Origin of the sequence: Collinsella tanakaei (assembly GCF_016900375.1) — a bacterium.
In the GTDB taxonomy this organism is placed as follows: domain Bacteria; phylum Actinomycetota; class Coriobacteriia; order Coriobacteriales; family Coriobacteriaceae; genus Collinsella.
The window spans coordinates 1-24,677 of record NZ_JACJKB010000007.1; the positions used below are offsets into that span (position 1 = coordinate 1).

The 24,677-nt window shown below is 64.7% G+C and carries 24 protein-coding genes; 5 read left to right on the forward strand and 19 right to left on the reverse strand.

Annotated elements, in window-relative coordinates; translation table 11 throughout:
- Positions 1 to 114: 114 nt before the first annotated feature.
- Positions 115 to 495, reverse strand: a complete 381-nt coding sequence (locus H6A16_RS05625) for a PTS-dependent dihydroxyacetone kinase phosphotransferase subunit DhaM (protein WP_204616964.1) — start codon at positions 493 to 495, stop codon at positions 115 to 117.
- A 323-nt stretch (positions 496 to 818) separates the two neighbouring features.
- Here H6A16_RS05625 and H6A16_RS05630 point away from each other — a divergent pair, with 323 nt between their 5' ends.
- Together H6A16_RS05630 and H6A16_RS05635 are read left to right on the forward strand one after the other, a co-directional pair.
- Positions 819 to 1,853 carry an SPFH domain-containing protein gene (locus H6A16_RS05630; RefSeq protein WP_204616966.1) on the forward strand — a complete coding sequence of 345 codons (1,035 nt, stop codon included), beginning with the start codon at positions 819 to 821 and terminating at the stop codon, positions 1,851 to 1,853.
- A 68-nt stretch (positions 1,854 to 1,921) separates the two neighbouring features.
- Complete coding sequence (locus H6A16_RS05635; protein WP_204616968.1) at positions 1,922 to 2,101, forward strand: Arc family DNA binding domain-containing protein; 180 nt, start codon at positions 1,922 to 1,924, stop codon at positions 2,099 to 2,101.
- A gap of 34 nt (positions 2,102 to 2,135) precedes the next feature.
- On the opposite strand, the gene dhaM is transcribed toward H6A16_RS05635, so the two are convergent.
- Both dhaM and dhaK read right to left on the reverse strand, forming a co-directional pair.
- A complete protein-coding gene (dhaM, locus tag H6A16_RS05640; protein WP_204616970.1) occupies positions 2,136 to 2,516 on the reverse strand; it encodes a dihydroxyacetone kinase phosphoryl donor subunit DhaM in 381 nt (126 codons plus the stop codon).
- An 18-nt stretch (positions 2,517 to 2,534) separates the two neighbouring features.
- Complete coding sequence (dhaK, locus tag H6A16_RS05645) at positions 2,535 to 4,277, reverse strand: dihydroxyacetone kinase subunit DhaK (protein WP_204616972.1); 1,743 nt, start codon at positions 4,275 to 4,277, stop codon at positions 2,535 to 2,537.
- 275 nt (positions 4,278 to 4,552) lie between these two features.
- Here dhaK and H6A16_RS05650 point away from each other — a divergent pair, with 275 nt between their 5' ends.
- Entirely contained in the window at positions 4,553 to 4,786 is a 234-nt protein-coding gene (locus H6A16_RS05650; protein ID WP_204616974.1) for a hypothetical protein, read from the forward strand.
- A 153-nt stretch (positions 4,787 to 4,939) separates the two neighbouring features.
- Here H6A16_RS05650 and H6A16_RS05655 read toward each other — a convergent pair whose 3' ends face one another.
- The 5 genes from H6A16_RS05655 to H6A16_RS05670 all read right to left on the reverse strand — a co-directional run bounded on the left by H6A16_RS05655 (position 4,940) and on the right by H6A16_RS05670 (position 8,882).
- The gene (locus tag H6A16_RS05655; protein WP_204616976.1) at positions 4,940 to 5,332 is read right to left on the reverse strand and encodes a YxeA family protein; all 393 of its coding nucleotides are present in this window, start codon (positions 5,330 to 5,332) and stop codon (positions 4,940 to 4,942) included.
- Positions 5,333 to 5,339: 7 nt separating this feature from the next.
- Complete coding sequence (locus H6A16_RS10910) at positions 5,340 to 5,474, reverse strand: hypothetical protein (RefSeq protein ID WP_275052358.1); 135 nt, start codon at positions 5,472 to 5,474, stop codon at positions 5,340 to 5,342.
- 69 nt (positions 5,475 to 5,543) lie between these two features.
- On the reverse strand, positions 5,544 to 7,748 hold the full coding sequence (locus tag H6A16_RS05660) for an FtsX-like permease family protein (protein WP_204616979.1): 2,205 nt from the start codon (positions 7,746 to 7,748) through the stop codon (positions 5,544 to 5,546).
- Positions 7,738 to 8,559, reverse strand: coding sequence for an ABC transporter ATP-binding protein (locus H6A16_RS05665; RefSeq protein WP_204617174.1), 822 nt, complete (start codon positions 8,557 to 8,559; stop codon positions 7,738 to 7,740). The genes H6A16_RS05660 and H6A16_RS05665 overlap by 11 nt, the downstream gene beginning before the upstream one ends.
- 161 nt (positions 8,560 to 8,720) lie before the next feature.
- Entirely contained in the window at positions 8,721 to 8,882 is a 162-nt protein-coding gene (locus tag H6A16_RS05670) for a hypothetical protein (RefSeq protein WP_204616982.1), read from the reverse strand.
- A 200-nt stretch (positions 8,883 to 9,082) separates the two neighbouring features.
- Here H6A16_RS05670 and vsr point away from each other — a divergent pair, with 200 nt between their 5' ends.
- Positions 9,083 to 10,045: a DNA mismatch endonuclease Vsr gene (gene vsr / locus H6A16_RS05675; RefSeq protein WP_204616984.1), complete on the forward strand. Its 963-nt coding sequence runs from the start codon at positions 9,083 to 9,085 to the stop codon at positions 10,043 to 10,045.
- 627 nt (positions 10,046 to 10,672) lie between these two features.
- Here vsr and htpG read toward each other — a convergent pair.
- The 7 genes from htpG to H6A16_RS05710 form a co-directional block, all read right to left on the reverse strand.
- On the reverse strand, positions 10,673 to 12,706 hold the full coding sequence (htpG, locus tag H6A16_RS05680; RefSeq protein WP_204616986.1) for a molecular chaperone HtpG: 2,034 nt from the start codon (positions 12,704 to 12,706) through the stop codon (positions 10,673 to 10,675).
- A gap of 119 nt (positions 12,707 to 12,825) precedes the next feature.
- On the reverse strand, positions 12,826 to 13,317 hold the full coding sequence (locus H6A16_RS05685; protein WP_204616988.1) for a GNAT family N-acetyltransferase: 492 nt from the start codon (positions 13,315 to 13,317) through the stop codon (positions 12,826 to 12,828).
- Between the two features lie 135 nt (positions 13,318 to 13,452).
- The gene (locus tag H6A16_RS05690) at positions 13,453 to 14,880 is read right to left on the reverse strand and encodes a sensor histidine kinase (RefSeq protein ID WP_342589718.1); all 1,428 of its coding nucleotides are present in this window, start codon (positions 14,878 to 14,880) and stop codon (positions 13,453 to 13,455) included.
- A gap of 26 nt (positions 14,881 to 14,906) precedes the next feature.
- On the reverse strand, positions 14,907 to 15,587 hold the full coding sequence (locus H6A16_RS05695; RefSeq protein ID WP_204616990.1) for a response regulator transcription factor: 681 nt from the start codon (positions 15,585 to 15,587) through the stop codon (positions 14,907 to 14,909).
- Between the two features lie 57 nt (positions 15,588 to 15,644).
- Positions 15,645 to 16,433, reverse strand: a complete 789-nt coding sequence (gene pstB / locus H6A16_RS05700; protein WP_239458237.1) for a phosphate ABC transporter ATP-binding protein PstB — start codon at positions 16,431 to 16,433, stop codon at positions 15,645 to 15,647.
- A gap of 422 nt (positions 16,434 to 16,855) precedes the next feature.
- On the reverse strand, positions 16,856 to 18,283 hold the full coding sequence (locus H6A16_RS05705) for a sensor histidine kinase (RefSeq protein WP_239458231.1): 1,428 nt from the start codon (positions 18,281 to 18,283) through the stop codon (positions 16,856 to 16,858).
- The gene (locus H6A16_RS05710; RefSeq protein ID WP_204616992.1) at positions 18,273 to 18,971 is read right to left on the reverse strand and encodes a response regulator transcription factor; all 699 of its coding nucleotides are present in this window, start codon (positions 18,969 to 18,971) and stop codon (positions 18,273 to 18,275) included. Before H6A16_RS05710 ends, H6A16_RS05705 begins: the two co-directional genes overlap by 11 nt.
- A 658-nt stretch (positions 18,972 to 19,629) precedes the next feature.
- Between H6A16_RS05710 and H6A16_RS05715 the strand changes: the two genes are divergently transcribed.
- Positions 19,630 to 20,994 (forward strand): D-alanyl-D-alanine carboxypeptidase family protein, encoded by a 1,365-nt coding sequence (locus H6A16_RS05715; protein ID WP_204616996.1) that lies wholly within the window; start codon positions 19,630 to 19,632, stop codon positions 20,992 to 20,994.
- 57 nt (positions 20,995 to 21,051) lie between these two features.
- Here the strand turns inward: H6A16_RS05715 and H6A16_RS05720 are convergent, their stop codons facing one another.
- The 4 genes from H6A16_RS05720 to H6A16_RS05735 form a co-directional block, all read right to left on the reverse strand.
- Complete coding sequence (locus H6A16_RS05720) at positions 21,052 to 21,960, reverse strand: PHP domain-containing protein (protein ID WP_204616999.1); 909 nt, start codon at positions 21,958 to 21,960, stop codon at positions 21,052 to 21,054.
- A gap of 20 nt (positions 21,961 to 21,980) precedes the next feature.
- Complete coding sequence (locus H6A16_RS05725) at positions 21,981 to 22,442, reverse strand: GNAT family N-acetyltransferase (protein WP_204617001.1); 462 nt, start codon at positions 22,440 to 22,442, stop codon at positions 21,981 to 21,983.
- An 81-nt stretch (positions 22,443 to 22,523) separates the two neighbouring features.
- Positions 22,524 to 23,273, reverse strand: a complete 750-nt coding sequence (locus H6A16_RS05730; RefSeq protein ID WP_204617003.1) for a phosphonate C-P lyase system protein PhnL — start codon at positions 23,271 to 23,273, stop codon at positions 22,524 to 22,526.
- On the reverse strand, positions 23,274 to 24,545 hold the full coding sequence (locus tag H6A16_RS05735; RefSeq protein ID WP_204617005.1) for an alpha-D-ribose 1-methylphosphonate 5-triphosphate diphosphatase: 1,272 nt from the start codon (positions 24,543 to 24,545) through the stop codon (positions 23,274 to 23,276).
- Positions 24,546 to 24,677: the final 132 nt, after the last annotated feature.

The following is a 24,677-nucleotide window of genomic DNA, read 5'->3' on the forward strand; positions in this document are numbered from 1 at the left end:
AATAACCCCTGTCCCGATTTCACGCGGTGGCGCCTCCCGGCTGCGTCCCCAGAGAGGCCAGCCCGCCCGCGGCGCCGGGTGTCCGAAAACATCTCCGTCCTGAAAGCGGACACGCTAGAACTTGCGAAGGTGGGAAAGCGACTTCAACGATTCGGTGATGGCATCCCGACCGATGCCCGCCTGGGCCTGGACCGTCGCCTCGACGGCACCTTCCACGAAGGGGCAATCGACCATGCACACCAGCGGATCGGCGCGATCGTCGAGCACCATCTTGACCACCTGCGCCGCAGCGCCGAGGTCGACGAGGATCAGCACGCCATCGGCACCGTGCACCGCATCGATCGCAGCGCTGACCACACCGTAACTTGTGCCAAAAGAACCGTCGGGCATGCCGCCCGCGACAGCGACGGGCGCATCGGGCGCAACGACCCGCGTGTAATCGCGCAGCGCCTCAGCAAGCGCCCGCGAGTGCGAAGCAAGCACAATGCCAACCATCGAGTCCCCCTGTATTACTCGAATAACGAGCACATGGTACCCAAATCGACACCGCGCAAACATGCGCAGCAGGGCGCGCATCGCCCGAAGGTAGGCTATGGCGGGGGATGGGTATCGCAAAATGCGAGACTCGCTGCGCCCGCCGCCGACGGATGCCGTTCACCGAACATTGAAGCGCGCTCTTGACGGGATACCAATGTGATATCACAATGTAATCAACGAGACCGAGAGCGGCTCTCGTCGGGGCCTGCCCTTCCCCGAGGCAATGCAGGGCAGCGTCCGGGCTGTCACGCAAACGCGGACGCGCATCGAAAGGAACTTCCATGAGCGTGGAAAAGCAGATCAAGGCCAAGTCCGGTTGGGGCATGCTCGCCGTTGTCTGCGCGGCATTCGTCATCATCATCGCCGCATTCATCTGGAGCGTCATGGGGCTTGCCGGCGCCGACGAGGCCGGAGTCCCCATCAACCCGCTGCACGGCTGGGGCCTGGGCCTCAGCATCGTCGCCTTCTGCCTGATTTGGATCCCCGTCAGCGGCTTCTTTACGCTGCAGCCCGGTCAGGCGCGCGTGTGCATCCTGTTCGGCGACTACAAGGGCACGGTGCGCGACGGCGGCTTCCGCTGGGCCAACCCGTTCTACAGCCGTTCGATGGGCTCCAACGCCTCGGCCGAAGACGCCACCGCCGAGGTGCTCTCCAAGTCGAGCCTGTCGATCGGCAAGCAGATCAGCGTCGCCGCCAAGGCGTCCAGCAACCTGTCCACGAAGGTGAGCGTGCGCGCCCGCACCCTGAACGGCGAGATCCTGAAGGTCAACGACAAGATGGGCAACCCCATCGAAATCGCCAACGTCGTGGTGTGGCATGTGGAGGACACCGCCAAGGCCCTGTTCGACGTGGACAACTACGAGCAGTTCGTGGCCACGCAGGCCGAAACGGCGCTGCGCCACGTGGCGAGCATCTACGCCTACGACCACCTGGAGGACAACTCCGATGACGCCAGCGCCATCACGCTTCGCTCCAACATCGAGGAGGTCTCCGAGGCCCTCAAGCGCGAGCTCACCCAGCGTCTGGCACCTGCCGGCGTGACCGTGGACGACGCGCGCCTGACGCATCTGGCCTACGCGCCCGAGATCGCCCAGGCGATGCTCCGCCGCCAGCAGGCCGAAGCCGTCATCGCCGCGCGCAAGAAGATCGTCGAGGGCGCGGTCTCCATGGTCGACATGGCCGTGAAGGAGCTCGCCGACGGCGGCACCATCGAACTCGACGAGGAGCGCAAGGCGCAGATGGCCTCGAACCTCATGGTCGTGCTGTGCGGCGAATCCGAGGCGCACCCGGTGCTCAACACGAGCTCGATCTACTAAACGAGATACACTGAAGACGGGAGGTGCAGCCGCTCCTCCCGTCTGTTCCCACTAACGCAGGTGACCCTATGGCACGCAAGCAGTACCCACTCCGCATCGATCCCGCCATATGGGAGGCGGTCCAGCGCTGGGCCGACGACGAGATGCGCAGCGCGAACGGCCAGGTGGAGTGGATCTTGCGCGATGCGCTCAAGCGTGCCGGGCGCCTACCGAAAAAGGAACGGCAGAAAGCCGATACCGAAGATTGAGAAGAGCCGAGGGAGTTCGCCCCTCGGCTCTTTGCTAAAGCTTGCTCTTTGACCTCAGCGCCGCCAGGCCTTCGACGATCGACGCGATGTCGGCACCGGCCTGTGCTCGAACCGTCGCCTCGATGGCGCCCTCAACGAAGGGGCAATCGGCCAGGCGGACGTCGTCGCGCCCAAGATCCTCAAGCACCATCTTTGTCGTGAGCACCGAGGAACCCAAGTCGACGATCACCACGACGCCATCGGAGCCCGAAACCTCGCCGATCGCGCGCTCGATGGCCTCGTAGCTCGTGCCGAACGAGCCGTCCTCGAGCCCGCCCGCGACGGCGACGGGTGCCTCGGGCGCCATCAGCTTCACGAGCTCGGCGAGCGCGTCGACCAACGCTTTGGAATGCGAAACCAGCACCGTTCCTACCATGGATATCCTCCCAACGAATCATTCCGTCGCACAGGTGCGAACCTCGCGTTCGCACCGCGCGATCGCCGCCATGATATAGGCGAACGAGGTCGCTCCCGGGTCCTTGTGCCCCACCGAGCGCTTGCCCAGGTAACTCGCCCTGCCCTTGCGCGCCACCAGCGGGATGGTGGCCTCGGCCCCATCCGCCGCGGCGCGCGCCGCCGCCTCGAGCGCCTCGGCGCCGGAGATGCCCCGATCAAGCGAGTCCTCGAGCGAGCGAAGCGCCGGCACCATCGCGTCGAGCATCGTCTTGTCGCCCGGAGCGCCGCCCGCGAGCTCCTCGATGCCCGCGATGCCGCTCTTCAGGCCCCGCGCGAACTCCGCCAGCGAGATCTTCTGGCAACCCTTGAACTCGCGCGCCATCTTGCGCATGAGCGTGCCGTAGAGCGGGCCCGATGAGCCGCCTACCTTGGAGATGATGGTCATGGCGGCCTTGTTCACGAGCGTCGACGCGTCGGCTCCGGCAAGTGCGGGCAACTGCTCGCGCACCGCGTCGAAGCCGCGCGCCATGTTGATGCCGTGATCGGAGTCGCCAATCGGCATATCGAGCTCCGTGAGCTCGTCTTTGTGGGCATCCATCGCATCGGCGATGGCGTGGAGCGCGCGGGCGACGAGCGCAGCGGAGGGGTCGGCAGATGGCGCGGCATCGGTCGGAGCGAGCGGCTCCACGGCGGCAGCACTCGCATTGACCGCAGGGGCCGCGACCTGCGGCTCTGCAGCTGCGGGTGCATCGCCCTCCGTCCACGCGACGGCATGCGCCGGCGCGCCGAGCAGCCCCTCGAGCTCCTCGTCGAGCCTGAGCAGGGTGATCGAGAACCCACGCATCTCGAGCGATGTCATGAGCGGCCCCATATACGTGCGCGCGACCGCGATGCCGCGCTCGGCCAGCACATCGTGCGCGCGGTTGGCCACGATAGCGAGCTCGTAGGGCGGTGTGCCGCCCGCGCCGTTGACCATGAGCGCCACGCGCGATCCGGCATAATCCAGATCCCCGAGGATCGCAGCGAGGATCTCATCGACCATAGCATCGGCTGGCTCCATCGCGGCGTGGCGCACGCCCGGCTCGCCATGGATGCCCACGCCCATCTCCATCTCGTCGTCCGCCAAGGTGAAGCCCGGCTTTCCCGCCGCCGGCACGGTGCACGGCTCGATAGCCACGCCCATGGTGCGCACGTTGGCGATAACCTTCTCGGCCACACGCTTCACCTCGGCGAGGCTCTCCCCCGCCTCGGCGGCAGCGCCGGCGCATTTGTGCACGAAGCAGGTACCCGCCACGCCGCGGCGGCCCACGGTGAACGACGAGTCCTTCACGGCAACGTCGTCATCGACCACCACGTAGTCGATATCGACACCGGCGTCGCGCGCCGTCTCGGCGGCCATCTTGAAATTGACCACGTCGCCCGTGTAGTTCTTGATGACCAGCAGCACGCCGGTCGACCCCGGGGCGACCGCCTCGATGGCGGCCTCGACGCGGTCGACAGCAGGCGAGGTGTAGATGGCACCGCCCACAGCGGCATCGAGCATGCCGTAACCGACATAACCCAGGTGCGCCGGCTCGTGACCCATGCCGCCGCCCGAGACGAGGGCGACCTTTCCCGCCTTGCGCTGAGCGCGCACCACGATGTCGTCCGCCGCCTTGGCGATAATCGTCGGGTATGCCTTGACGTATCCGTCGACCACCTGGCGCTCGACGTCCTGCGGGCTGTTGATGAACTTCTTCATGACGCTGGCTCCTTGCCTATCGGTCCAACCGTCTTCCAAGGGTTGGCGCCGCGCGCCGCCCCTGTACCTCATTATCCCCCGGCCCGCTCGCCATGAATCGCACACAGCCAGGACCGCTCGGGGGCGAAAACACCCCGCCTGCGACACGGAATCAACCTTAATCAGTTCTTCAGACTATCCCGCATGCCCTGAGGTACATTCTTAAGCGGCGCATGAAAACGACCGTCGGAAGCGCCCGCGTCGCGCGCCGACAACGCTGAATAGGAGATGATCGCATGCGCGCTACCAAGAGGAAGAAAGAAGACCCTCACCTCGCCAAGACCGCCGGCACGACCGCGCCGACCAAGTCTATCGCCCGTCGCCCCAAGCGCTCCAAGGACCAGCGACTCAACCTGAAGCGCAGCTACGAGGCATTTCTCGAGGCAGCCAAGAAGGCAGGCGACGCCGCGGCGAGCATCCCCTCGCCCTCCGAGACCTGGCCGGCACGCCCCTACGCCGCATCGGTGTAGCGGGCCGGCACTCCATCATTTCTGGCGACTCCCCCGTGCTCCGCATTCCGCGGGGCACGGGGCTTTTTCATGCCGCTTGCTCGCAAAGCGCGGCGCTTCGGTCAGACAATCGGCTCCGGCGGCGGGAAAGCATCCGCTCTCCGCGACTCAGCCCTACAGGGCGTCCATGGCGCGCTGAACGGCATCCGGCATCTCGTCGTAGGAGATTTCCTCCCACGAAATCATGCCCCGCAAAAACGCCGCATCGAATCGCAGATACGCATCGTCCTGCAGCAAGCGGGCGGTCCGGAATATCACGGTCGTCTCCGCCCCCTCTTCGCTCCACGCGGCAAGCTCGTAGCGATACGGCATGTCGGAATCGTCCGATTCGTCCTCGATGACGCAGTCGTTGTCCACCCGCAGGTAATAGGCCGCTCCTCCAAGCGGGGCCTCGGCGGCGATATCGCCCATCTCGTCGGTGAACTGCGACATGAATCCCTGCGCGCCGCACCCGGACAGGCAAGCGATGCCCGCGCAGAGCATCAAGATGACAAGCAAACGTCTCATCGTGCACCTACCCGCGCGGACGGCGCCACAGGCGCGCGATCAGATAAGCCACGGCAATCACTGCGAGCCATCCTGCCAGCGGAAGCCAGGTATCGGTCACGCTCTGCACAACGGCATCCCAGTTGATATGTTCAGGAATCATCTTTCCTCCCTTTGTTCCAGCAAAACGCATGCGGCCCGCCGGCGATGCCGACGGGCCGCTGCTGCGTCCTTAGCCGACGTGCCGCGCACGCACGGCATCGCGTACGATGCCTTTGCTCATGAGATAGGTCACGCAGAAGTACCCGCCATAGGCGATCACGAAGATGAGCGCCGTAAAGCCGACCATCCCGCCGATGGTGAGGCCGCCGAACAGCTCGATCAAATCGACGATCACGGACAGCGCCACCGCGGAGTGGGCGATGCCCACGACCACCGGGAAGATGAAGAAGATCGTCTGCTGCGTGAGCACCGAATGCGCGATCTCGCGCGTGGAGGTTCCGAGCTCGGAGAGGATCCGGTAGTTCTTGCCGGCGTCGGATACGCCGGACAGCTGCTGGATCGTGAGAATCGCCGCACAGGCGACCACGAGCACGAAGCCGATGTAGATAGCCAGGTAGCTGATCAGGCCGTTCATGGAGTTCACGCTCTCGTAGGTCGTGCTACGGGTGGCCTCGGTACCCCAACCGCCCACGATGTTGCCGGCGCCATCGGTCACATCGTTGTAGCGGCGATCGGCGTTCAGGTACGCATCGGATGCCGGGTCATCGGGGCCCGCGGCGTAGTTGACCAGCAGATAGCTCGTATACGGAGGCAGATCGAGCGCGTCGAGCACCTCATCGGGCACCACGAGGGTGCCGGAGTTCATGCCCATCATGGAGTTCACGAACACGCTCGCGTCCTCGTTTACCCGGGCCTGCACCGGATGCAGCTTGAAGCCACCGACATCCAGCTCGACGTCCTGCTCCAGCACCGCGTCGTACACGTCGGTCACGGTTGCGCCCATATCGGACAGCAGCGTGTAGCCATCGGCCGCCACATCGAGGGGCTCCATCCCGCGAAACGCCAGGTACTCGTTATAGTTGCTCGCCGAGATCACCTGCAGGCCGAGCGTATCGACATCCGAGCTCTCCGTGCCCGCGGGCAGTGGCATGCCCACCGCGTCGCACAGGCCCTTGAGCGTGACCAGCGGCGCATCGGCGCCGCGCGGCGTGGAATCGTAGGCGTCGACCTGCACATACGAGCCCGTGATGGATGCCAGGTCGAAGGGCTGCGCATCGGGCGTGTCGGCATACAGCGTCTGGTTCGCGCTCATCGCCATGAGGTCCACCGGCTCGGTGGGCGCGGCAAAGGTCACGCCGCCCTCTCCCCCGCTGATGGTGGGATCGGCATTCCACTCGTCGGCGATCTTCTGGCTGTAATACATGATGGACGTCGTGTAGTCGACCGGCGTGCCGCGCTCGACCGTGGAATCCATGACGCTCGCAAGCGACATGCCCGTGGTCACCGAGGTGATGGCCAAAAACAGGATCATCGCGATGACCGCCATGGAAAAGCTCACCGTGTTCACCTTGGCGGAAAGCTGACGCATGGTGACCATGTTGAGCCCGCGCCAGTACAGGCCGCGTGCCCCCTGCAGCACCTTGAGCAGAAAGCCTGAAAGCCCGAAGAAGAACAGGATGGTGCCCACGATAACGATGCACGTGGTGATAAGGAAAACCCTCATGCCCTCAGGCTGGCCGTCGTAGGGCAGGCCGTCGTGCAGCAGGCGCACATAGGCGACGACGATAGCGGCAAGGCCCACCACGAAGATCGCCGCGGAAATCCAGGGGTTTCGCGCCTTGATGGTCTCGTTTTGGCGGCTGGCGCTCATGAGGTCGACGACCTTGGCGCGCGCCACCACGCGCAGGTTGAACACGAGCGTGACGAGGAAGATCGCCGCCAGGCAGCCGACGGTCATGAGAAGGGCGCTCGGCGAGACGAAGAACCGGAAGTTGGAGATCTGCGTCTTGAAGAGCGATGCCGTGAAGAACACCATGAGCTGCGAGAGAACGAGACCGAGCGCGATGCCCAAAACGAGCGCCGCGACGGACACGAACACGGTCTCGAGCGTCATGACGCGTGCCACCTGCCCGCGGCTCATGCCCAGCACCTGGTAGAGTCCGAATTCCTTCTTGCGCCGCTTCATGATGAAGTTGTTGGCGTACACCATGAGAAAGCCCATCACGAAGGCAAGAAAGATCGTCAGGCCGCTGATGATGCCACCGAGCGTCTCGCCCATCCCGGGGTTCTGCTCGCTCACGCCGGCCATGTCGATCTGCAGCGCGATGGTGTTGAACGCATAGAACACGGTGACGGCAAGCGTGAGGGTGAGCAGGTAGACAAGGTAGTCGCGGCCCGCCCGGCGCACGTTGCCGAATGCGAGCTTACAGAGCATCGGAGCCCTCACCGCCCATCATCGCCACGACCTCCATGATGCGGTTGAAGAAGTCCTGCCGGCTCGAGGTGCCGCGGCGCAGCTCGGTGAAGATGCGGCCGTCGCGGATGAACAACACGCGCTGTGTATAGCTCGCGGCAAAGCTGTCGTGGGTGACCATGAGGACGGTCGCCTGGTAGTCGCGGTTCATGGTCTCGAAGCACTCGAGCAGGAGGCGCGCGTTCTTGGAGTCGAGCGCGCCGGTGGGCTCGTCGGCCATGATGATGGCCGGGTTGGTCACCAGGGCGCGGGCGGCGGCGACGCGCTGCTGCTGGCCGCCGGACATCTGGTAGGGATACTTGTCGAGCACACCCGAGATCGACAGGCGCGCCGCCACGTCCTCGACGCGCACGAGCGCCTCGGAGGCGGGCACGCGGCTGATGGTGAGCGGCAGCGCGATGTTCTCGCGCGCGGTCAGCGTGTCGAGCAGGTTGGAATCCTGGAAGATGAAACCGAGTTGCTCGCGGCGAAACCGCGTGAGCTTTGCCGGCTTCATCGCCGTGACGTCGGCACCGTCGATGTAGACGTTTCCGCTGGTGACCGCATCGATGGTCGAAATGCAGTTGAGCAGGGTCGACTTGCCCGAGCCCGACGCGCCCATGATGCCCACGAACTCGCCGCGCATCACCGTGAACGAGACGTCGGCGAGCGCGCGGGTCACGTTGTTGCGCGCGCCGTACACCTTCTCGACATGGCGCACGTCGAGTACGGGAGCGACCGCCCGCGTTGCCGGTGCCGGCGAGGACGGAACGGTGGGGTTCGGAATGGTCATGTGCACGCGCGAGGCGGCGCCTCCCGCAACCTGCGCGGGCTTTGCGCTGTGCGCGCCGATGTTGTGCTGGTCCATAGCAAGGGTCCTTTCTGCAGGGCGCAAAGCGCGCGGCAACGCCGCGCCTTGCGCCCGTCCGTTCGAATGTGGTCGTTGCGGGAGCGCTAACGCGAGCTCGTCCACAGCAGCCAGATCATGACGATCGAGAGCGCTGCCATTACCAGCAGCCACAAGACCATCTCGAGCGCACCCATTCCGATGCCCTGCTCTTCCTCGTGAACATCATACGGGTTGCGACGATAGGGATTCATGTTCGTTGCCTCCATGACAACCACCTCCTGACCATATCGTCGCAGGTAGGACCGAGAGCATCCATCGATTTGCCTTACATCTGCGTTGCGGTTTTGTAAGGTTCGTTACGAAGCGCTTAAGGCGCGGAGGATGGGGGCTGCCGCGTCTCGACGGGCACGCGGAACGCGTGCGTAGGCTAGAATCGTGTGCGGTCAGTCAAGGGAGGTGGAGCCATATGAAGACGGTTCGCGTTGCCGCGGGCATCATCCGCCGCAACGGCAACGAGCAGGAGGTCCTCGCCGTTCAGCGCGGCTACGGCTCCATGAAGGGCCTGTGGGAGTTTCCGGGCGGCAAGATCGAGCGCGGCGAGACGGCCGAGGAGGCCTGCGTGCGCGAGCTTTCCGAAGAGCTCCAGGTGCGCGTGACCGATCTGCGCGACTTCTATACCGTGGAGTACGACTACGACGATTTCCATCTCTCGATGGACTGCTTCTTCTGCCGCATCGACGAGAAGGCGGGCGCGGCGGAGCCTCAGAAGAGCGACCGCCAGCTCTCGCTGCGCTGGGTCGAGCGCCGCTCGCTCGCCACCCTCGAGTGGATGCCCGCCGACCGCGGGCTCGTCGAGGCGCTTGCGGCCGATGCGCCCGAAGACGCTCCGGCAGCGTCCGAGCAGGAAAAGGAAGCTGCTCCCGCCAAGGCGGCAAAGCGCTCGCGCAAGCGCCCGAAGCGGTTGCTCGACAGCCTTGACACCCAAGGGCTCGATGCCGCCGAGACCGAGCTCGTGCGGCGGCGCGCCGCCATCCGCAAGTCGATGCAGGGCAACAAGCGCGCCGATACCAAGCCCGAGATGATCGTGCGCCAGCGGCTGCGCGAAGCCGGACTCACCGGATATCGCCTGCAGTGGAAGAAGGCTCCCGGCAGGCCGGACATCGCCTTTCCAGGGCGCAGAATCGCCATCTTCGTCAACGGATGCTTCTGGCACCGCTGCCCTATCTGCCAGCCGAGCACGCCCAAGCGCAATACCGAGTTCTGGGAGGCCAAGTTCCGCCGCAACGTGGAGCGCGACAAGAAGGCGATCGCCGAGCTCGAAAAGATGGGCTGGACCGCCATCACCATCTGGGAGTGCGAGCTCAAGCGCGATAAGGTCGACGAGACCATGGCGCGCGTCATCGAGCGGGTGCGCGCGGCAGAGCGCTAACGCCGCGCGCGACGCCAGCCCCGCACACAACTGCACCACAATAAAGTGTTCCACCGGCACGCCTAAGCGGCGTCCATCCCGGCAAATCATGCCATCTACCTGCGCGTCACATGACGGCCAAACACTTGTAAGGAAGCCTTAAGCAGCTGTGGCGCACCGCTGCGGGCATACTGTTCACAAGCGCATCGGAGCCCGATGCGCACCCGTGGTGGACGAGCGAGGAGGCCGAGCATGCATCCTTCCCAATGTGCAGCTCGCACGTGGTTGCGGGCGCAGCCATCCCAACATGCAACCGGTTCCTTCCCCCCAATCAAGAACTCCGGCCTCCTCGACGCCCCAACCCCCAAGGTCCCTTATGAATGCAACCGGTCAAACCCGGCGCATCGCTCGGCGAACCAGCACGACAACCTGCAGGATTCGTTCCATAGGCTGCTCGATTCGCTCGATGAGCTCGACGGGCACGCGATTCTCGCCCGCGCGTAAGGGCACAGACGTCCTCCTTCCTTCTTGCAGCGCCTGCTGCAAACAGCAAGACCCCGGCCTCGCTCCAACGGAGACGAGGCCGGGGTCTTGTCGTATCTATCGGGCAGGGCGCCTGGACACCCTGCCCGACATACTGGCGATGCGCTACATCAGCTCGCAGACACGCGCGGCAAAGGCCACGGGATCCTCGGGCAGGATGCCCTCGACCAGCAGCGCCTGGTCGTACAGGATGCCGGCGTAGAGCTCGACCTTCTTGGCGTCGCCATCCTTCTGAGCGGCGGCGAGCTTGGCGAACACCGGGTGCTTGGCGTTCAGCTCCAGCACGCGCTGCGTCTTGGGCAGGTTCTCCATATCGCCTTCGGGACCGCGCTGCAGGACCTTCTCCATCTCAAGCGACAGCGGGCCCTCGGTGGTAATGCAGGCAGGGGCATCCCCCTCGCCCACCAAGCGGGCGGAGACGGCGACCTTCTCGACCTTGTCGCCCAGGGCGTCCTTCATGGACGTGAACAGGTCGGCGTTCTCCTTCGTGGCCTCCTCGGCGTCCTTCTTCTCGTCCTCCGTCGCGAGGTCGAGGTCACCGGTCGCCACGTTCTTGAGCTCCAGGTGACGATCCTCGAGCTCGGGCTCGGCGCCGTCGGCCTGGGCCTTCTCGGCCGCCTCGCGCGCCGCGTCGTCCTCATAGACCTTGGGCATGTCGCGGGCCACGTACTCGCGCATGGCCTGGAAGGTGAACTCGTCGATGTCGGAGGTGAGCAGCAGCACGTCGTAGCCGCGCGCCAGAACGCCGGTCACCACGGGCATCTTCGACAGGCGCTCGCGGTCGTCGCCCGCGGCGTAGTAGATGGCCTTCTGACCCGCGGGCATCGCCTTCGCGTACTCGGCGAGCGTCACCATCTTCTTCTCGCGCGCGCTGTAGAACAGCAGCAGGTCGGCAAGCTCGTCAGCCTTCATGCCGTAGCTTGAGTAGATGCCGTACTTGAGGCCGCGGCCGAAGTTCTCGAAGAACTTCTCGTAGGTCTCGCGGTCGTAATCGCGCATGTCCTCGAGCTCGCTCGTGATCTTCTTCTCCACGCGGCGGGCGATGGCGCGCAGCTGGCGGTCGTGCTGCAGGGTCTCGCGCGAGATGTTGAGCGAGACGTCGGCGGAATCGACCACGCCGCGCACGAAGTTGTAGTAGTCGGGCAGCAGGTCGGCGCACTTCTCCATGATGAGGACGTTGGAGCTGTAGAGCGCCAGTCCCTTCTCGTAATCGCGGCTGTACAGGTCGAAGGGCGCGCGGCCGGGCACGAACAGCAGCGCATCGTACTCGAGCGTGCCCTCGGCGTGGAAGCTGATGGTGCGCGCCGGATCCTCGAAGTCGTGGAACGTGGCCTTGTAGAACTCGTTGTAGTCGGACTGCTCGACGTCGGAGCTGTGCTTCTTCCAGATGGGCGTCATGGAGTTGACGGTCTCGAGCTCCTGGTAGTCCTCGTACTCGGGCTGGTAGTCATCGCCGGCGTCCTCGGGCTTGGGCTTCTGGCGGCTCTTGGTCACCATCATCTGGATGGGATAGCGCACGTAGTTGCTGTAGCGCTTGATGAGGTCCTTGAGGCCCCATTCGGACAGGTAGCGATTGTAGTCCTCACCGGGCTCGCCGTTCTGGCCGGGCTCGTTGTCGCGCAGGGTGAGGATGATGTCGGTACCGTGGCCGGCGCGCTCGCCCGGCTCGATGGTGTAGCCCTCGAGGCCGTCGGACTCCCACACATTCGCCTCGTCGGACCCGAAGGCGCGGCTCACGACGCGCACGTGCTTGGCCACCATGAAGGCGGAGTAGAAGCCCACGCCGAACTGGCCGATGATATCGACAGCGTCGCCCTGGCTCTCGGCGTTTTCGGCCTTGAACTCCTGGCTGCCGGAGTGCGCGATGGTGCCGAGGTTGCGCTCGAGCTCCTCGGCCGTCATGCCGATACCGTTATCCGAGATCGTGAGCGTGCGGGCGTCCTTGTCGAACGACACGCGGATGGCGAGGTCATCGTCGCCGAGCTGGACGTTCTCGTCGGACAGGCTCTTGAAGTTGAGCTTATCCACGGCGTCCGAGGCGTTGGAGATGAGCTCGCGCAGGAAGATCTCCTTGTTGGTGTAGATGGAGTTGATCATAAGATCGAGCAGCTTTTTGCTCTCTGTTTTGAACTGACGCATGTGCATCCCTTCCGGTTGCCAAAACCTTATGTACTCAGACTTAGATTTTATAACCAGAAGGCACGCAAGTATTCAGCGGCAGCAGAAAAGGCGCAATTGGTGCATCGGCCCGCGTTGGCCTAGAGGCACTTGGCCATCCACTGATGCGGCTGGCCCTCGTCTTCGTAGTCGACCTCAGAGATAGGCGCGTACCCGAGCTTGGCATACATGCCCGCCACGTATTCCTGCGCGTGTAGCTTGCACACCTTCGCCCCCGCCTCGCGCGCGGCGTCGGCACTCGCCTCGGCGACGCGGCTCGCGATGCCCCGGCGGCGATACGCCGGAATCACAGCGACCCTTCCCAGCAGGTAGATCGCGCTCGGATCGGTGCCCTCATCGAAGGGGCTTGCGGGAGGATGCGGGCTTTCGGGAGCAAGCGCCCGCTCGATCTCGGCGGGAAAGATGCGGGCGCAGCCGACGAGCCGGCCATCCGCATAGGCGGTCACATGCAGGCAGCGAGCGTCATCATCGATCGCATCGAACTCGTTCTCGTAGCCCTGCTCCTCCATGAACACGCGGCGGCGGACCTCAAAGGCGTCTTCGCGGCATCCGATGCGAATCTCGATGTCCATGGGGGCTCCTTTGGCGGGCGGGGTCTACGACAACCCTATTGTGCATCATGAGCGCAGGGGCACGCGGAGACGGCGCCCGACGAGTTTGTACCTGGCCCCATCTCGACAAGTTTGTACCTGGCAGACCTGTCGCCGTTACGAGACGAGCCCCTCGATCTGCATGGTCTCGGCCGGGAACGTCACGGTGATCGAGGTGCCCTGGCCCAGCTCGCTTTCAACCTGGATCGTCGCGTCGTGGAACACCGCGGCATGCTTGACAATCGCCAGGCCAAGACCTGTTCCGCCACGTGCCTTGGAGCGGCTCTTATCGACGCGGTAGAAGCGCTCGAACACCTTGTCCTGCTCTTCCGGCGCGATACCGATGCCCGTATCCTCCACGGAAATGAAGGGCTTGCCGTCGCGCACACCGCAGCGCATCGTTACCGAGCCGTTCGGCTTGTTGTAGCGGATGGCGTTGCTCGCCAGGTTGTACACGAGCTCATCGAGCAGGCGCGGCACGCCGTTCACGATGGCGGGCTCGGATTTGACGGCGAGCACGATCCCGTTGACGTCGGCCACCGTTTCCAGACGATGGTAGACGGTATCGAGCGTTCGGGGCAGGTCGACCGGCTCGCGCGAGCCGAGCACGCTGCTCGTGACCTCAGCGTCCCCGCGCTCAGCCTCGTCCAGACTCGAAAGCGTGAGGATGTCGTTCACGAGCGCCGTCAGGCGGCCCGCCTCCTTATGGATGCGATGGGCGAAATCGCGCTGGTCGGCCTCGTCAGCCACCATGCCGCTTGCTATGAGCTCAGCATAGCCCGAGATCGCCGTCAGCGGCGTCTTGAGCTCATGGGTGATGTTCGCGGTGAACTCGCGGCGCATGCGATCGTTGTCGGCAAGCACGCGCATCTGCCGCTTGAGCTCCTGACGTTGGGTTTCGATACGCTCCAGCATGGGAATCATCTCGGCATAGGCGTTCTCGGCGTTTCGGATGGGGTGATCGAGGTCGACATCGAGCAGCGGCTCGATGATGGCGCGCGCCTCGCGCCGTGCGGCGAGCACGGACACCACGGCACCCAGCGCGACCAGGCCCAGCAGCGGGGGCAGCATGCTCGCCAGGATGGACAGGAAGCCGTCCTGTTCCTGCGCAAGGCGCACGACCGTGCCGTCATCCAGGCGCACGGCCTCGTACAGCATGACCTCGCCCAGCGTCGAGCTCGAGCGCTCGGCGCCACCTTTACCCTCTTTAAGGGCCTGGGCGACCTCGGGTCGACTCAGGTGGTTCGCCATGTCTTCGGCATCGGCCTCGGTGTCGTACAGAACGGTGCCGTCGGAATCGATCAGCGTGATGCGCGTGTACTGCTGCGAGAGGTTGTGCAGGATGTAGGCGTCGTCGGAGGTGCTGTTGAGCGCAGCCGCGACGAACTCGATCTGGTTTTCGAGCTCCTCGTGCGCAAGGCGCACGAGCTGGCCCTGTACATAGGCCGTGCCGACCAGCGAGAACACGACCACCACGAGCATCGCGACCGAGAAGATGGTCCCGAAGACGCGGCGGGAAAGCGAGCGACGGGTCACGTTGGGCACGAGGCGGCCGCCCTTCAGAGCGGCGCTCACGCCTCGGGTCCGGCGAAGCGATAGCCGACGCCGCGGACCGTCTCGATGCAGGTCGCGTGCTCACCGAGCTTCTGGCGCAGGGTCTGCACGTGGACGTCGACCGTGCGCGAGCCGCCGTCGAAATCCCAGCCCCATACGCTTTGGAGCAGCGCCTCGCGGCTGAACACGATGCCCGGCTTGCGCATGAGGTACTCGAGCAGGTCGAACTCGCGCAGCGTGAGCTTGACCTCCTCGCCGTCGACCGTCACGCGGCGATGGCTCGGCGAAAGCACGATACCGTTGGCGGAAAGCACGTCGCTCACCTGCTTGGACATGCCGCCGCGACGCAGCAGCGCGCGGCAGCGGCTCGTGAGCTCCATGAGCGAGAACGGCTTGGTCAGGTAGTCGTCGGCGCCGCCATCGAGCGCGACCACCTTGTCGAGCTCGGTGTCCTTGGCCGTGAGCATCATGATGGGGACGGTCGCCGTCTCGGGCATGGCGCGCAGGCGACGCATGATCTGCAGGCCGTCGGTATCGGGCAGCATGATGTCGAGGAGCACGGCATCGGGGACGCGCCGCGAAACGGCCGCCTTGAACTCGCTATCGCATGAGAATCCCTCCGCCTCTATGCCCTGCTGGCGCAGCGCGTAGAGCGTGAGTCCCCTGATGTTGTCGTCGTCCTCAACGTAATAGATCATCGTCTACCCCGAATGTCGCTGAATGTAAGCGTAATGATACACCGTCACGCCCAAGTATCAGCCGAACCTGCCGGTCAGGTAGTCCGCGGTGCGGCTGTCCTTCGGCGCGCTGAACAGCTCCGCCGTGGGCGCATGCTCGACAAGCTCGCCGAGCAGGAAGAACGCCACGGAGTCGGAGATGCGCGACGCCTGCTGCATGTTGTGCGTCACGACGACGAGCGTGTAGTCCTTCTTGAGCTCGCAGGCGAGCTGCTCGACCATCACCGTGGAGATGGGGTCGAGGGCGCTCGTCGGTTCGTCCATGAGCAGGACCTGCGGCTTGACCGCGATGGCGCGGGCGATGCACAGGCGCTGCTGCTGGCCGCCCGAAAGACCCAGGCCGGACTGCTTGAGCTTGTCCTTGACCTCGTCCCACAGGCCGGCGCCCGTGAGCGACTCCTCCACGATCTCCTCGAGCTCGGCATGGTTTTTGATACCCAGTCCGCGCGGGCCGTAGGCCACGTTATCGAAAATGCTCATGGGGAAGGGATTGGGGCGCTGGAAGACCATGCCCACCTGCTGGCGCAGGCGCGTCACGTTGTAATCCTGGTAGATGTCCTCACCGTCGAGGGTGATCTTGCCCTCGATACGGCAGTCCTTGACCATGTCGTTCATGCGGTTCAGGCAACGAAGCAGCGTCGACTTACCGCAGCCGGACGGGCCGATGAACGAGGTGATCTCGCGATCGGGGATATTGATCGAAACGTCCTTGAGCGCGTGGTGGTCGCCGTAATACAGATCGAGATGCTCGACCGACATGCGCGTCGGGCGCTGCTGCCTCGGACTCTCATCGGCGAGGATGCCCATCTCGCGGTCGTGCGCCAGCTGGGCTGCCTGTGCCATCGAAGCGGCCGACGTGTCCGCCACCGTGTGCTGTTCCATATCGTTCAACCCGCTACCTCCTCAAGCAAGCTGTCATAGCTCGCTTCAGGATAGGATGTGCGTTTCATGCGGCTGAAAGCGAATTGTCAGGGGACTGTAAGGCGGACGATGTCCACTTTCAGGACGGAGATGCTTCCGGGCACCCGGCGCCGCTGGCGGGCTGGCCTCTCTGGGGACGTAGCCGGGAGGCGCCACGCCGGCCGCCGTGACGAAGACGTTATCCGGGATCCTCGGCGTGGCGCCTCCCGGCTACGTCCCCAGAGAGGCCAGCCCGCCCCGCACCCCGCAGGGGCCAGCCCGCCAGCGGCGCCGGGTGCCCGGAAGCATCTCCGTCCTGAAAGTGGACATCACTCGGGCAGCGATATGGTGAAGACCGTATGCTCCGGGGTGGATTCGCACGAGATCTGGCCGCCGTGCGCCACGACGATCTCCTTGGCGATGGCAAGACCCAGACCCGCGCCACCGCGGTTGGTCGCACGCGCGGCGTCGAGACGGTAGAACTTCTCGAAGATCACCTTGAGCTTGGGCGCGGGAATCGGATCGCCGCGGTTCTCGAAGCGGATGAGGATCGACCCCTCGACGCGCTCGGCAGCGATGCGGATCGTCGAGCCCTCGTAGCTGTAGGCGATGGCGTTCTTCATCACGTTGTTGAACACGCGGGCCATCTTGTCGCCGTCGACGAGCACGGTGAGCCCTAGGGGGACATCGACCTCCACCTGCTTGTTCTGCTCGGTGAGGGTCGGATAGAACTCGTCGGCCACCTGCGCGAGCATGAGATTCAAATCGACGTAACCGCGCGTGAGCACGATATCGTGGAAGTCGAAGCGCGTGATGTCGAAGAACTCCTCGATCAGGGCATCGAGACGATGCGCCTTGTCGAGCGCCACGCCCGTGAAGCGGACGCGCTGCTCCTCGGGCAGGTCGGGCGCTTCGTGAAGTAGCGACAGGTAGCCCACCACGCTCGCAAGCGGCGTCTTGAGGTCGTGCGCCAGATAGGTGACCAGGTCGTCCTTTCGGCTCGACTCGTCGCGCAACGCCTGCTCGGCCGCGCGCTGGCGCTCGCGGACGCGCATCATGGCGCTCTCCACCTCGGGGAAGGCACCGTCGACCGCACCCCAGTCGTCCGGGTGCTCGATCAGCCGCTCGCGCATGTGGTCGGCAACCGTCTGATCGGCATCGATACCGCCGCGCTCGTAGCCGTAATCGTAGAAGGCGTGCCCGACGAAAAACACGCCGCATACCGCCATCGCAGCGAGAAAACCGCAGAACATGAACAGGTACTCCATGCCGAACAGCACCGGCCCGACGCTGCTGCGCACCACGAAGCCGATGAGCAGGATGGCGAGCCAGGGAACGCTGCCCAGCACGACGATGCGCCGCGCGATGGCAAAGCGGTCGACCAGGGCGTAGCCCGCAAGAAAGACCAGCGCGAACAGCAGGAGGTTGTCGATACCGATGACTACGACATCGAGCACCGCCAGCAGCGCGATCGCCAAAAAGCGGTTATCGAGGATGGAGAGGAACGTGTCGTAAGCGGACGCGAAGGCCGCACCGCGCGAGGCGCCGGCCCCCAGCGAGGCGGAAGGCAAGGCGTCCTCGGGCGCGGCGGCAGCGCTGTCCTGGACAGCCCTCACCTCAGCCGCTGCAGGTTGCTGCGCCCACGAATTCTCGTCGTGCGGATACCACGCGCTTGCCCCATCCACATTGGGCATACCGGTCGCCGGGTTGACCGGAGCGTGCTCGCCTTTAGCCTGACGGCCTTCCTTACGCCTCAATGGTGTACCCCACTCCCCAGATGTTCTTGATGAACCGCGGGTTGGCGGCGTCGTCTCCGATCTTCTCGCGCAGGTGACGGATGTGGACCATGACGGTGTTCGACGAGCTTGCCATGAACTCCTCGCCCCACACGGCGCGGAACAGCTCCTCGACCGACACGACGCGTCCGCGATTCTCCACCAGATACAGCAGAATCGAATACTCAAGCGGCGTGCAACGGACGGGGCGCTCGTCGACCGTCACGGTGCGCGCATCGCGGTTGATTACCAGACCGTCCACCATGAGCGTGGCGGTGTCCTCCTCGGTCGCGCGGCTGCCGTAGCTCGTGTAGCGGCGCAGCTGCGCCTTGCAGCGCGCCACGAGCTCAAGCGGGCGGAAGGGTTTGACCACGTAGTCATCGGCGCCGAGCGACAGGCCTTCGATCTTGTCGTTTTGCGACCCGCGTGCCGTGAGCATGATGACCGGGTAGGTGTGCTCGGCGCGAATGGTGCGCAACAGCTCGAACCCGTCGATATCGGGCAGCATGATGTCGAGGACCGCGAGGTCGAAATCCTGCTCGAGGATTGCCTTGGCGGCATCGGCGCCCGTATAGGCAAGCGTGACCTGATAGCCTTCGTTGCGAAGGTAGATGCCAACCAGATCCGTGATGGCCTTTTCGTCATCGACGACAAGAATATGCGTATCCATAGCGTGAGCTCCTTCCACAGCTTGATTATTGCGGCAGGTGACCGCCGTCAGACAGACGACAGAAGGATTTCAGCGAACTTTAAGGAAACATCAGGCAACGGCCTTGGTGCCGCGCGCGACAGCAGGCCGCTTGCCCGCACCGGCGCCCTCATCAGATGACATGAGCGCCGGACTTACCCCGACAGGCGCAAAACCAGCGCATGTTGAAGCGCATGAGGGCCGATGCGAGGCCGAGGGCGCAGCTTCGATAAGGCCTCTGGTTTTTTGCAGGTTGAGCATTTTTCTGACGCCCTACGAAGTCGATTCTGGGCGCCTCATCCGTGCCAAATCGTCTGTATTCCCGCTTTTCCAGGCACACTCGACGTCAATCGGACTGGATGCAGGGGGTTCGAAAAATGCTCAAGTTACATTCTTCGCCAGCCAGCCCTCCGTGCTCCACCTAAATAGAGAAGTAAGACCTCGACGCACTCCGATACGCTTCGATTATCGCCTGTATAGCTGCAATACAGGCAAGGGGGGACTATCCCCCATCCGGCATGGCGCCGCAGCTTGCGGTTGAACACCGTGTGCAGAAGATAGGTTGTCACTGCAGGCATGTATACTTCTACTACTCGATAGAAACCCTGAGCTGAAACCACGCAAGACGAAAGCGAACAATATGGACGCAGCAAGCCTTATCCGACAGATTCCCCAGCGCGCGGCGGCGGCCGCCCTCGGCATCGCGCTCGCCCTCGGCGTCGCAACCGCGCCCGCGCCGGCACTCGCCAGCCAGCTGGATACCGACATCATCTGCGGCACCGCCGAAACCGAACGCCAGGATCCCGCCAACGACCGCCCCGACATCGAGGCGCGCAACGCCATCGTCGTGGGCGCCGACGGCACCGTCTACTTCGAGCGCGACGCCGATGCCCAGGTTAAGATCGCATCCATCACCAAGGTGATGACGGCGATCGTCGCCCTCGAGAACTCGAGCCTCGAGGACACCGTGGTCGTGGACCACGCCGCGGCGACCGTCGGCCAGTCGTCGGCCGACCTGCGCGAGGGCGATACCATGACCATGGAGGAGGCGCTGCGCGCGCTGCTCATCCCCTCGGGCAACGACGCCGGCATGGCGATCGCCACCACGGTGGGCGCCAAGATCGACCCCGCGAGCACCGACCCGTACGCCACGTTCATCCAGGCGATGAACAACAAGGCGGCAGAGCTCGGCATGGGCAGCAACTTCACCAACCCCCATGGCCTCGACTTCGACGGCTGGGAGGGCGACATGCACTCCTCCGCCCGCGACGTCGCCACGATGTTCGCCTACGCCATGAAGAACGACACGTTCAGGTCGCTTACCTCGAGCGCTGACAACGTGATCACCGTCACCGGAGCCGACGGCACCGAGCGCGAGATCACGATGATCGAGCGCAATACGATCTTGGGCCAGGAGGGCAATATCGGCGGCAAGACCGGTGGCACCTACGAGGCGCTCCAGTGCTTCGTCGGCGGCTTCTCCCGCGAGCAGGGCGGCGAGGTCTACGTCGTCGTTCTGGGCTGCGATGGTGACGAGCAGCGCTTCGCCGACACGCTGACCCTCGCGAACTGGTACTACAACCACGTCGTGGTCTTCCCCGTGGTGAACACCACGGCGAGCACGGCGGAGGGCACCCCGCTCGTGGCCAAGGCGACGCACGCGGACTGGACCGACAAGACGGTCGATGTCGTTGCAGCGGACCCCTCGCAGACCGCGACCGCGTTCAGCCTCACCGGGCCCGTTGAGCAGGATCTGCAGATCGAGCCCCTGAGCGGCTCGGTTACCGAGGGGCAGGCAGCGGGAACGCTCACGCTTACGCAAAACGGCACGGAGCTCGCCTCCGTTGAGCTCGTGAGCGCCGAGAACGAGGAGGCCCCCAACCCGCTCAGCTGGATTCTCGTCCAGTTCGATCGTCTGGTCCGCTTCGTGTCCGGCCAGCCGACTGCCGCCGAGACCGTCGTGTACGCCGAGGCGCCGGTGCTCACCGAGCTCGACGCGGCGTAGGCAATCAACGCTTCGAACGAAAAAGCGGTCATCCCCATCGGGATGGCCGCTTTTTCGTTACGCGAACAGATCGATCAGGACGTCCCCCACCTCGGCTGCGGAAATGCTCCGCACGCCCAGACCGGCAGGACCGCCGTAGCGCCCGTGATAGTCGCTGCCGCCGGTCATGATGAGCCCATGGACCTCAGCGGCTTCGCGCGCACGCCGCTCCGCAGCCTCATCGTGGTCGGGATGGTAGACCTCGATGCCCTGCAGGCCAGCCTGAACCAAATCGGGGATGATCGACCAGGAATCCATCTGCCCTGGATGCGCGAGCACCGGGATGCCTCCCTGCTCGCGGATCGCACGCACGACGTCGGTCGCCTCCGGATAGGAGATATCGCTCACGCAGACGCCCGAACCCTTGAAGATGCTGCGGTATATGGGCTGGTACAGCGGATCGCGATAGGCGCGATGCGTCAACGCCTCCATGATGTGCTGCTTGTACATCCCCGTGCTCGCATGGCTCACCTCGAACACCGCGTCGAGCGAAAAGGCGGGGTCGGCCTCGCCGGCATCCGCCACGCCTGCCGCCTCGAGGGCGCCCGTCGGGTCGTCGGCAGAAGAGATCAGCCGCTGGAGCACCCACGCTTGCCACAGCGTGTTCGCGGTGCGCGCCTTCAGGGTAGGAGCCACCATGCGCTCGAGCGGACCAGAGCCGTCCGCTGTCGCGGTAAGCCCGAAACCCAGGATGTGCACTTTACGGCCGGTCGCCGCGCAGGCAGAAGACACCTCGGTTCCAGCGGCAATCGGGTAGCCCAGCTCCTTTGCCCGGGCGCGCACAGCCTCCAGCTGGGCCAAGCTGTCGTGATCGGTCACCGCGATGCCGGCAAGCCCCGCCGCGCGGGCCTCCTCCACCAGCTCATCGACCGTATGGGATCCGTCAGAATAGACCGAATGGCTATGCAGGTCGAAGCGGTCGTCCATATCCCCCACTCTCCCCTTTCCTACAGGCGCATGGTCAGGCCCGCATGCGTCTTGACCATACCCTGACGCTCGTAGAAGCGGTGCGCGTCGATGCGCGTCAACCTCGATGACAGCTCGATCTGCTCGCAGCCCTCCTGCTCCGCCACCTCGCGCGCGCAGGAGAACATCCGCGTGCCGATGCCGCCGCCGCGCACCGTCGGGCCCACGATGAACTCGAGGATCTCCGCCGTCGGGCCGGCATGATGCAGATGACGGTCGATACGCAGGTTCAGATAGCCTGCCACACTGCCCGCGACCTCGAGCACCAGGCAATGCATCCGAGGATCGGCCAGTTGCACGCGGAACCGGCGACCGAACTCGTCGCGATCGAACGTCTGCTGCTCAAGCTCGCAAACAAGCTGGTAGATCCCCTGCTCGTCGCCCTCGCACGCCATGCGAATCACGCACGCCGCGCCATCTTCGAGCGTAAACGATTGCTCCATGTCATCCTCCGGCCCAAGGCATCCGGCCGCGCAAGGGACGCGACCGGAGTCCGTGATAGTCATCAATATGCAGCGCCCGCGCTACCGCATGGCGCCCGCCTGCATATTGTACTCGCGGTCGCACACGCCCTCCATGAACTCAAGGTCGTGAAAGATGCCGAGCATGGTGGTGCCGCCGGCCTTGAGCTGCTCGATCAGGTCGCGCACCTTGACCTTACTCGCGTTGTCGAGGCTCGCCGTCGGCTCATCGAGCAGCAGCAGACGCGGACGACGCACCATGGCGCGGGCGATGTTGAGGCGCAGCTTCTCACCGCCGGAAAAGGTGTTGGGATACAGGTCCCACAGGGGGCGGGGGAAATCGAAGTGCTCGAGCATGCGCGTCGTCTCCTCCTCGATGGCCTCCGGGTCGTCGAAGGCCTCGGCGGCACTCGCGCGTACGATCTCGCGCGCCGTGGTGCGCGGCACGACATCGAGGAACTGCGAGATGTAGCCGATCTCGTAGTTGCGCAGGTAGATGACGCGGCGCTCGTCAAGCCGGGCGAGGTCAACCATACCGAAGGCAGCCGAGTCGTACCAGATGGCCCCCGTCTCGGGCAGGTTGGTGCGGTAGATGCACTTGAGGATCGTCGACTTGCCCGAGCCGGAGCGGCCCGTGATGCCCACGAACTCGCCGGGCTGGATGGACAGCGAGATGTGCTCGCATCCGCGCACGCGCCGGTCGGCGGCATGCAGGGTAAAGCCCTTCGACAGATCCTGGATATCGAGCATGGGGCGAACGTCCGCGCGAGCCGAGAGCGCCTCGGATTCGATGGCAGTGGAACCGATGATCATCTAGCGCACCTCCATCTCGGTCACGGTCTCCTCGAGCGTCGCGGCATCCACCGCGAAGCGCGCCGACATGGACGGCAGCGCCGGGTACCACATGCGGCTCACGACGCGGCCGTCGACGAGCGTCGCCGTGATGACCGGGTAGGAACGCTGACCCTCCTCCACCTCGCGCACGACGAGGATATCGGCCTTCTTGCCCTCCTCGAGGCTGCCGAGCTCGTCGTCGATCTTGACGGCGCGCGCCGGGTTGATGGTAAGCATGGCGAAGGCCTGCTCGAGCGGCAGCTTGAAATCGCGATGCAGCACGAATGCGCTCTGCAGCATGGCCGTGGGATAGTAATCGGAGCACAGGCACGATGCCACGCCGGCGCGCACCGCATCGCGCGCCGAGAGGTTGCCCGAATGGCTCTTGCCCAAAAGGATATTGGGCGTTCCCATGACCGTGGACATGCCGCGCTCCACCGCGGCGGCAGCGATATCCTGCGAGATGGGGAACTCCGAGATCGTGCAGCCGAGCTCGCGCATAAGGTCGAGCTTCTCGATGGTGTCGTCATCGTGGCTCGCCAGCGCGATACCCTGCTCGCGCGCGATGCCCGCCAGGTAGGAAAGCTGCTCGTAGCTCATCTTGGGAGCCGCCTGGGCGTCTGCCGCCAAGCGGGCGGCCTCCTCCTCGGTCAGATTTCCGCGGAACGACTTACGCCAGATCTCCATGTCGCGGTACTGGCCCTGGCCGGGCGTATGATCCATAAAGGAAAGCTCATCGATCTCGCCGGCGCGCAGGTGCTTCTCGACCTGCTCGACCAGACCGATGTTGTCGATCTCCAGGCGCAGGTGCAAGCGATGGCGGATGAGGTGCGCGTTGCGGCCCTCGGTGTGCTTGGCGCGCGAGATGAGGGCCATGAGCTGCTCGGTGCGATCCCATTGGCGCACGGGCTTGACGTCCATCTTGTCCGCCCCGTAAACCGACAGCGAGTGGAACATCGTCGTGATGCCGTGGGCGATGAGCTCGCGCTCGGCCTCGAACAGCGCCGTGGGGAAATCCATCAGCACCGTCGGACGGGGCGAGATGACGGTCTCGATGTAGTCGGAGTGGATGTCGATCAGACCGGGCACGACGTAGCCGCCGTGGGCGTCGATAATGCCGGCGCCAGCGCCCTCCGCGTCGAGCGTACCCTGACGCTGGATGGCCTCGATGCGGTCGTCGACCACCACAAGCTCGTAACCGAACAGCAGCCGGTCGGGCTGCACGATGATACCGTTGCGAATAACGTACATAAGTCACCTTTCGATGAACCGTAAGAAGCATTCAAAACCAAGAACCCCGACGGGCTTCCCAGGTGCCGCAGATTGCCCTGAAAGAGGAGGGCATAGGCCTTAAGGGCCATGCGGAGAACTCGGAAAACCCCT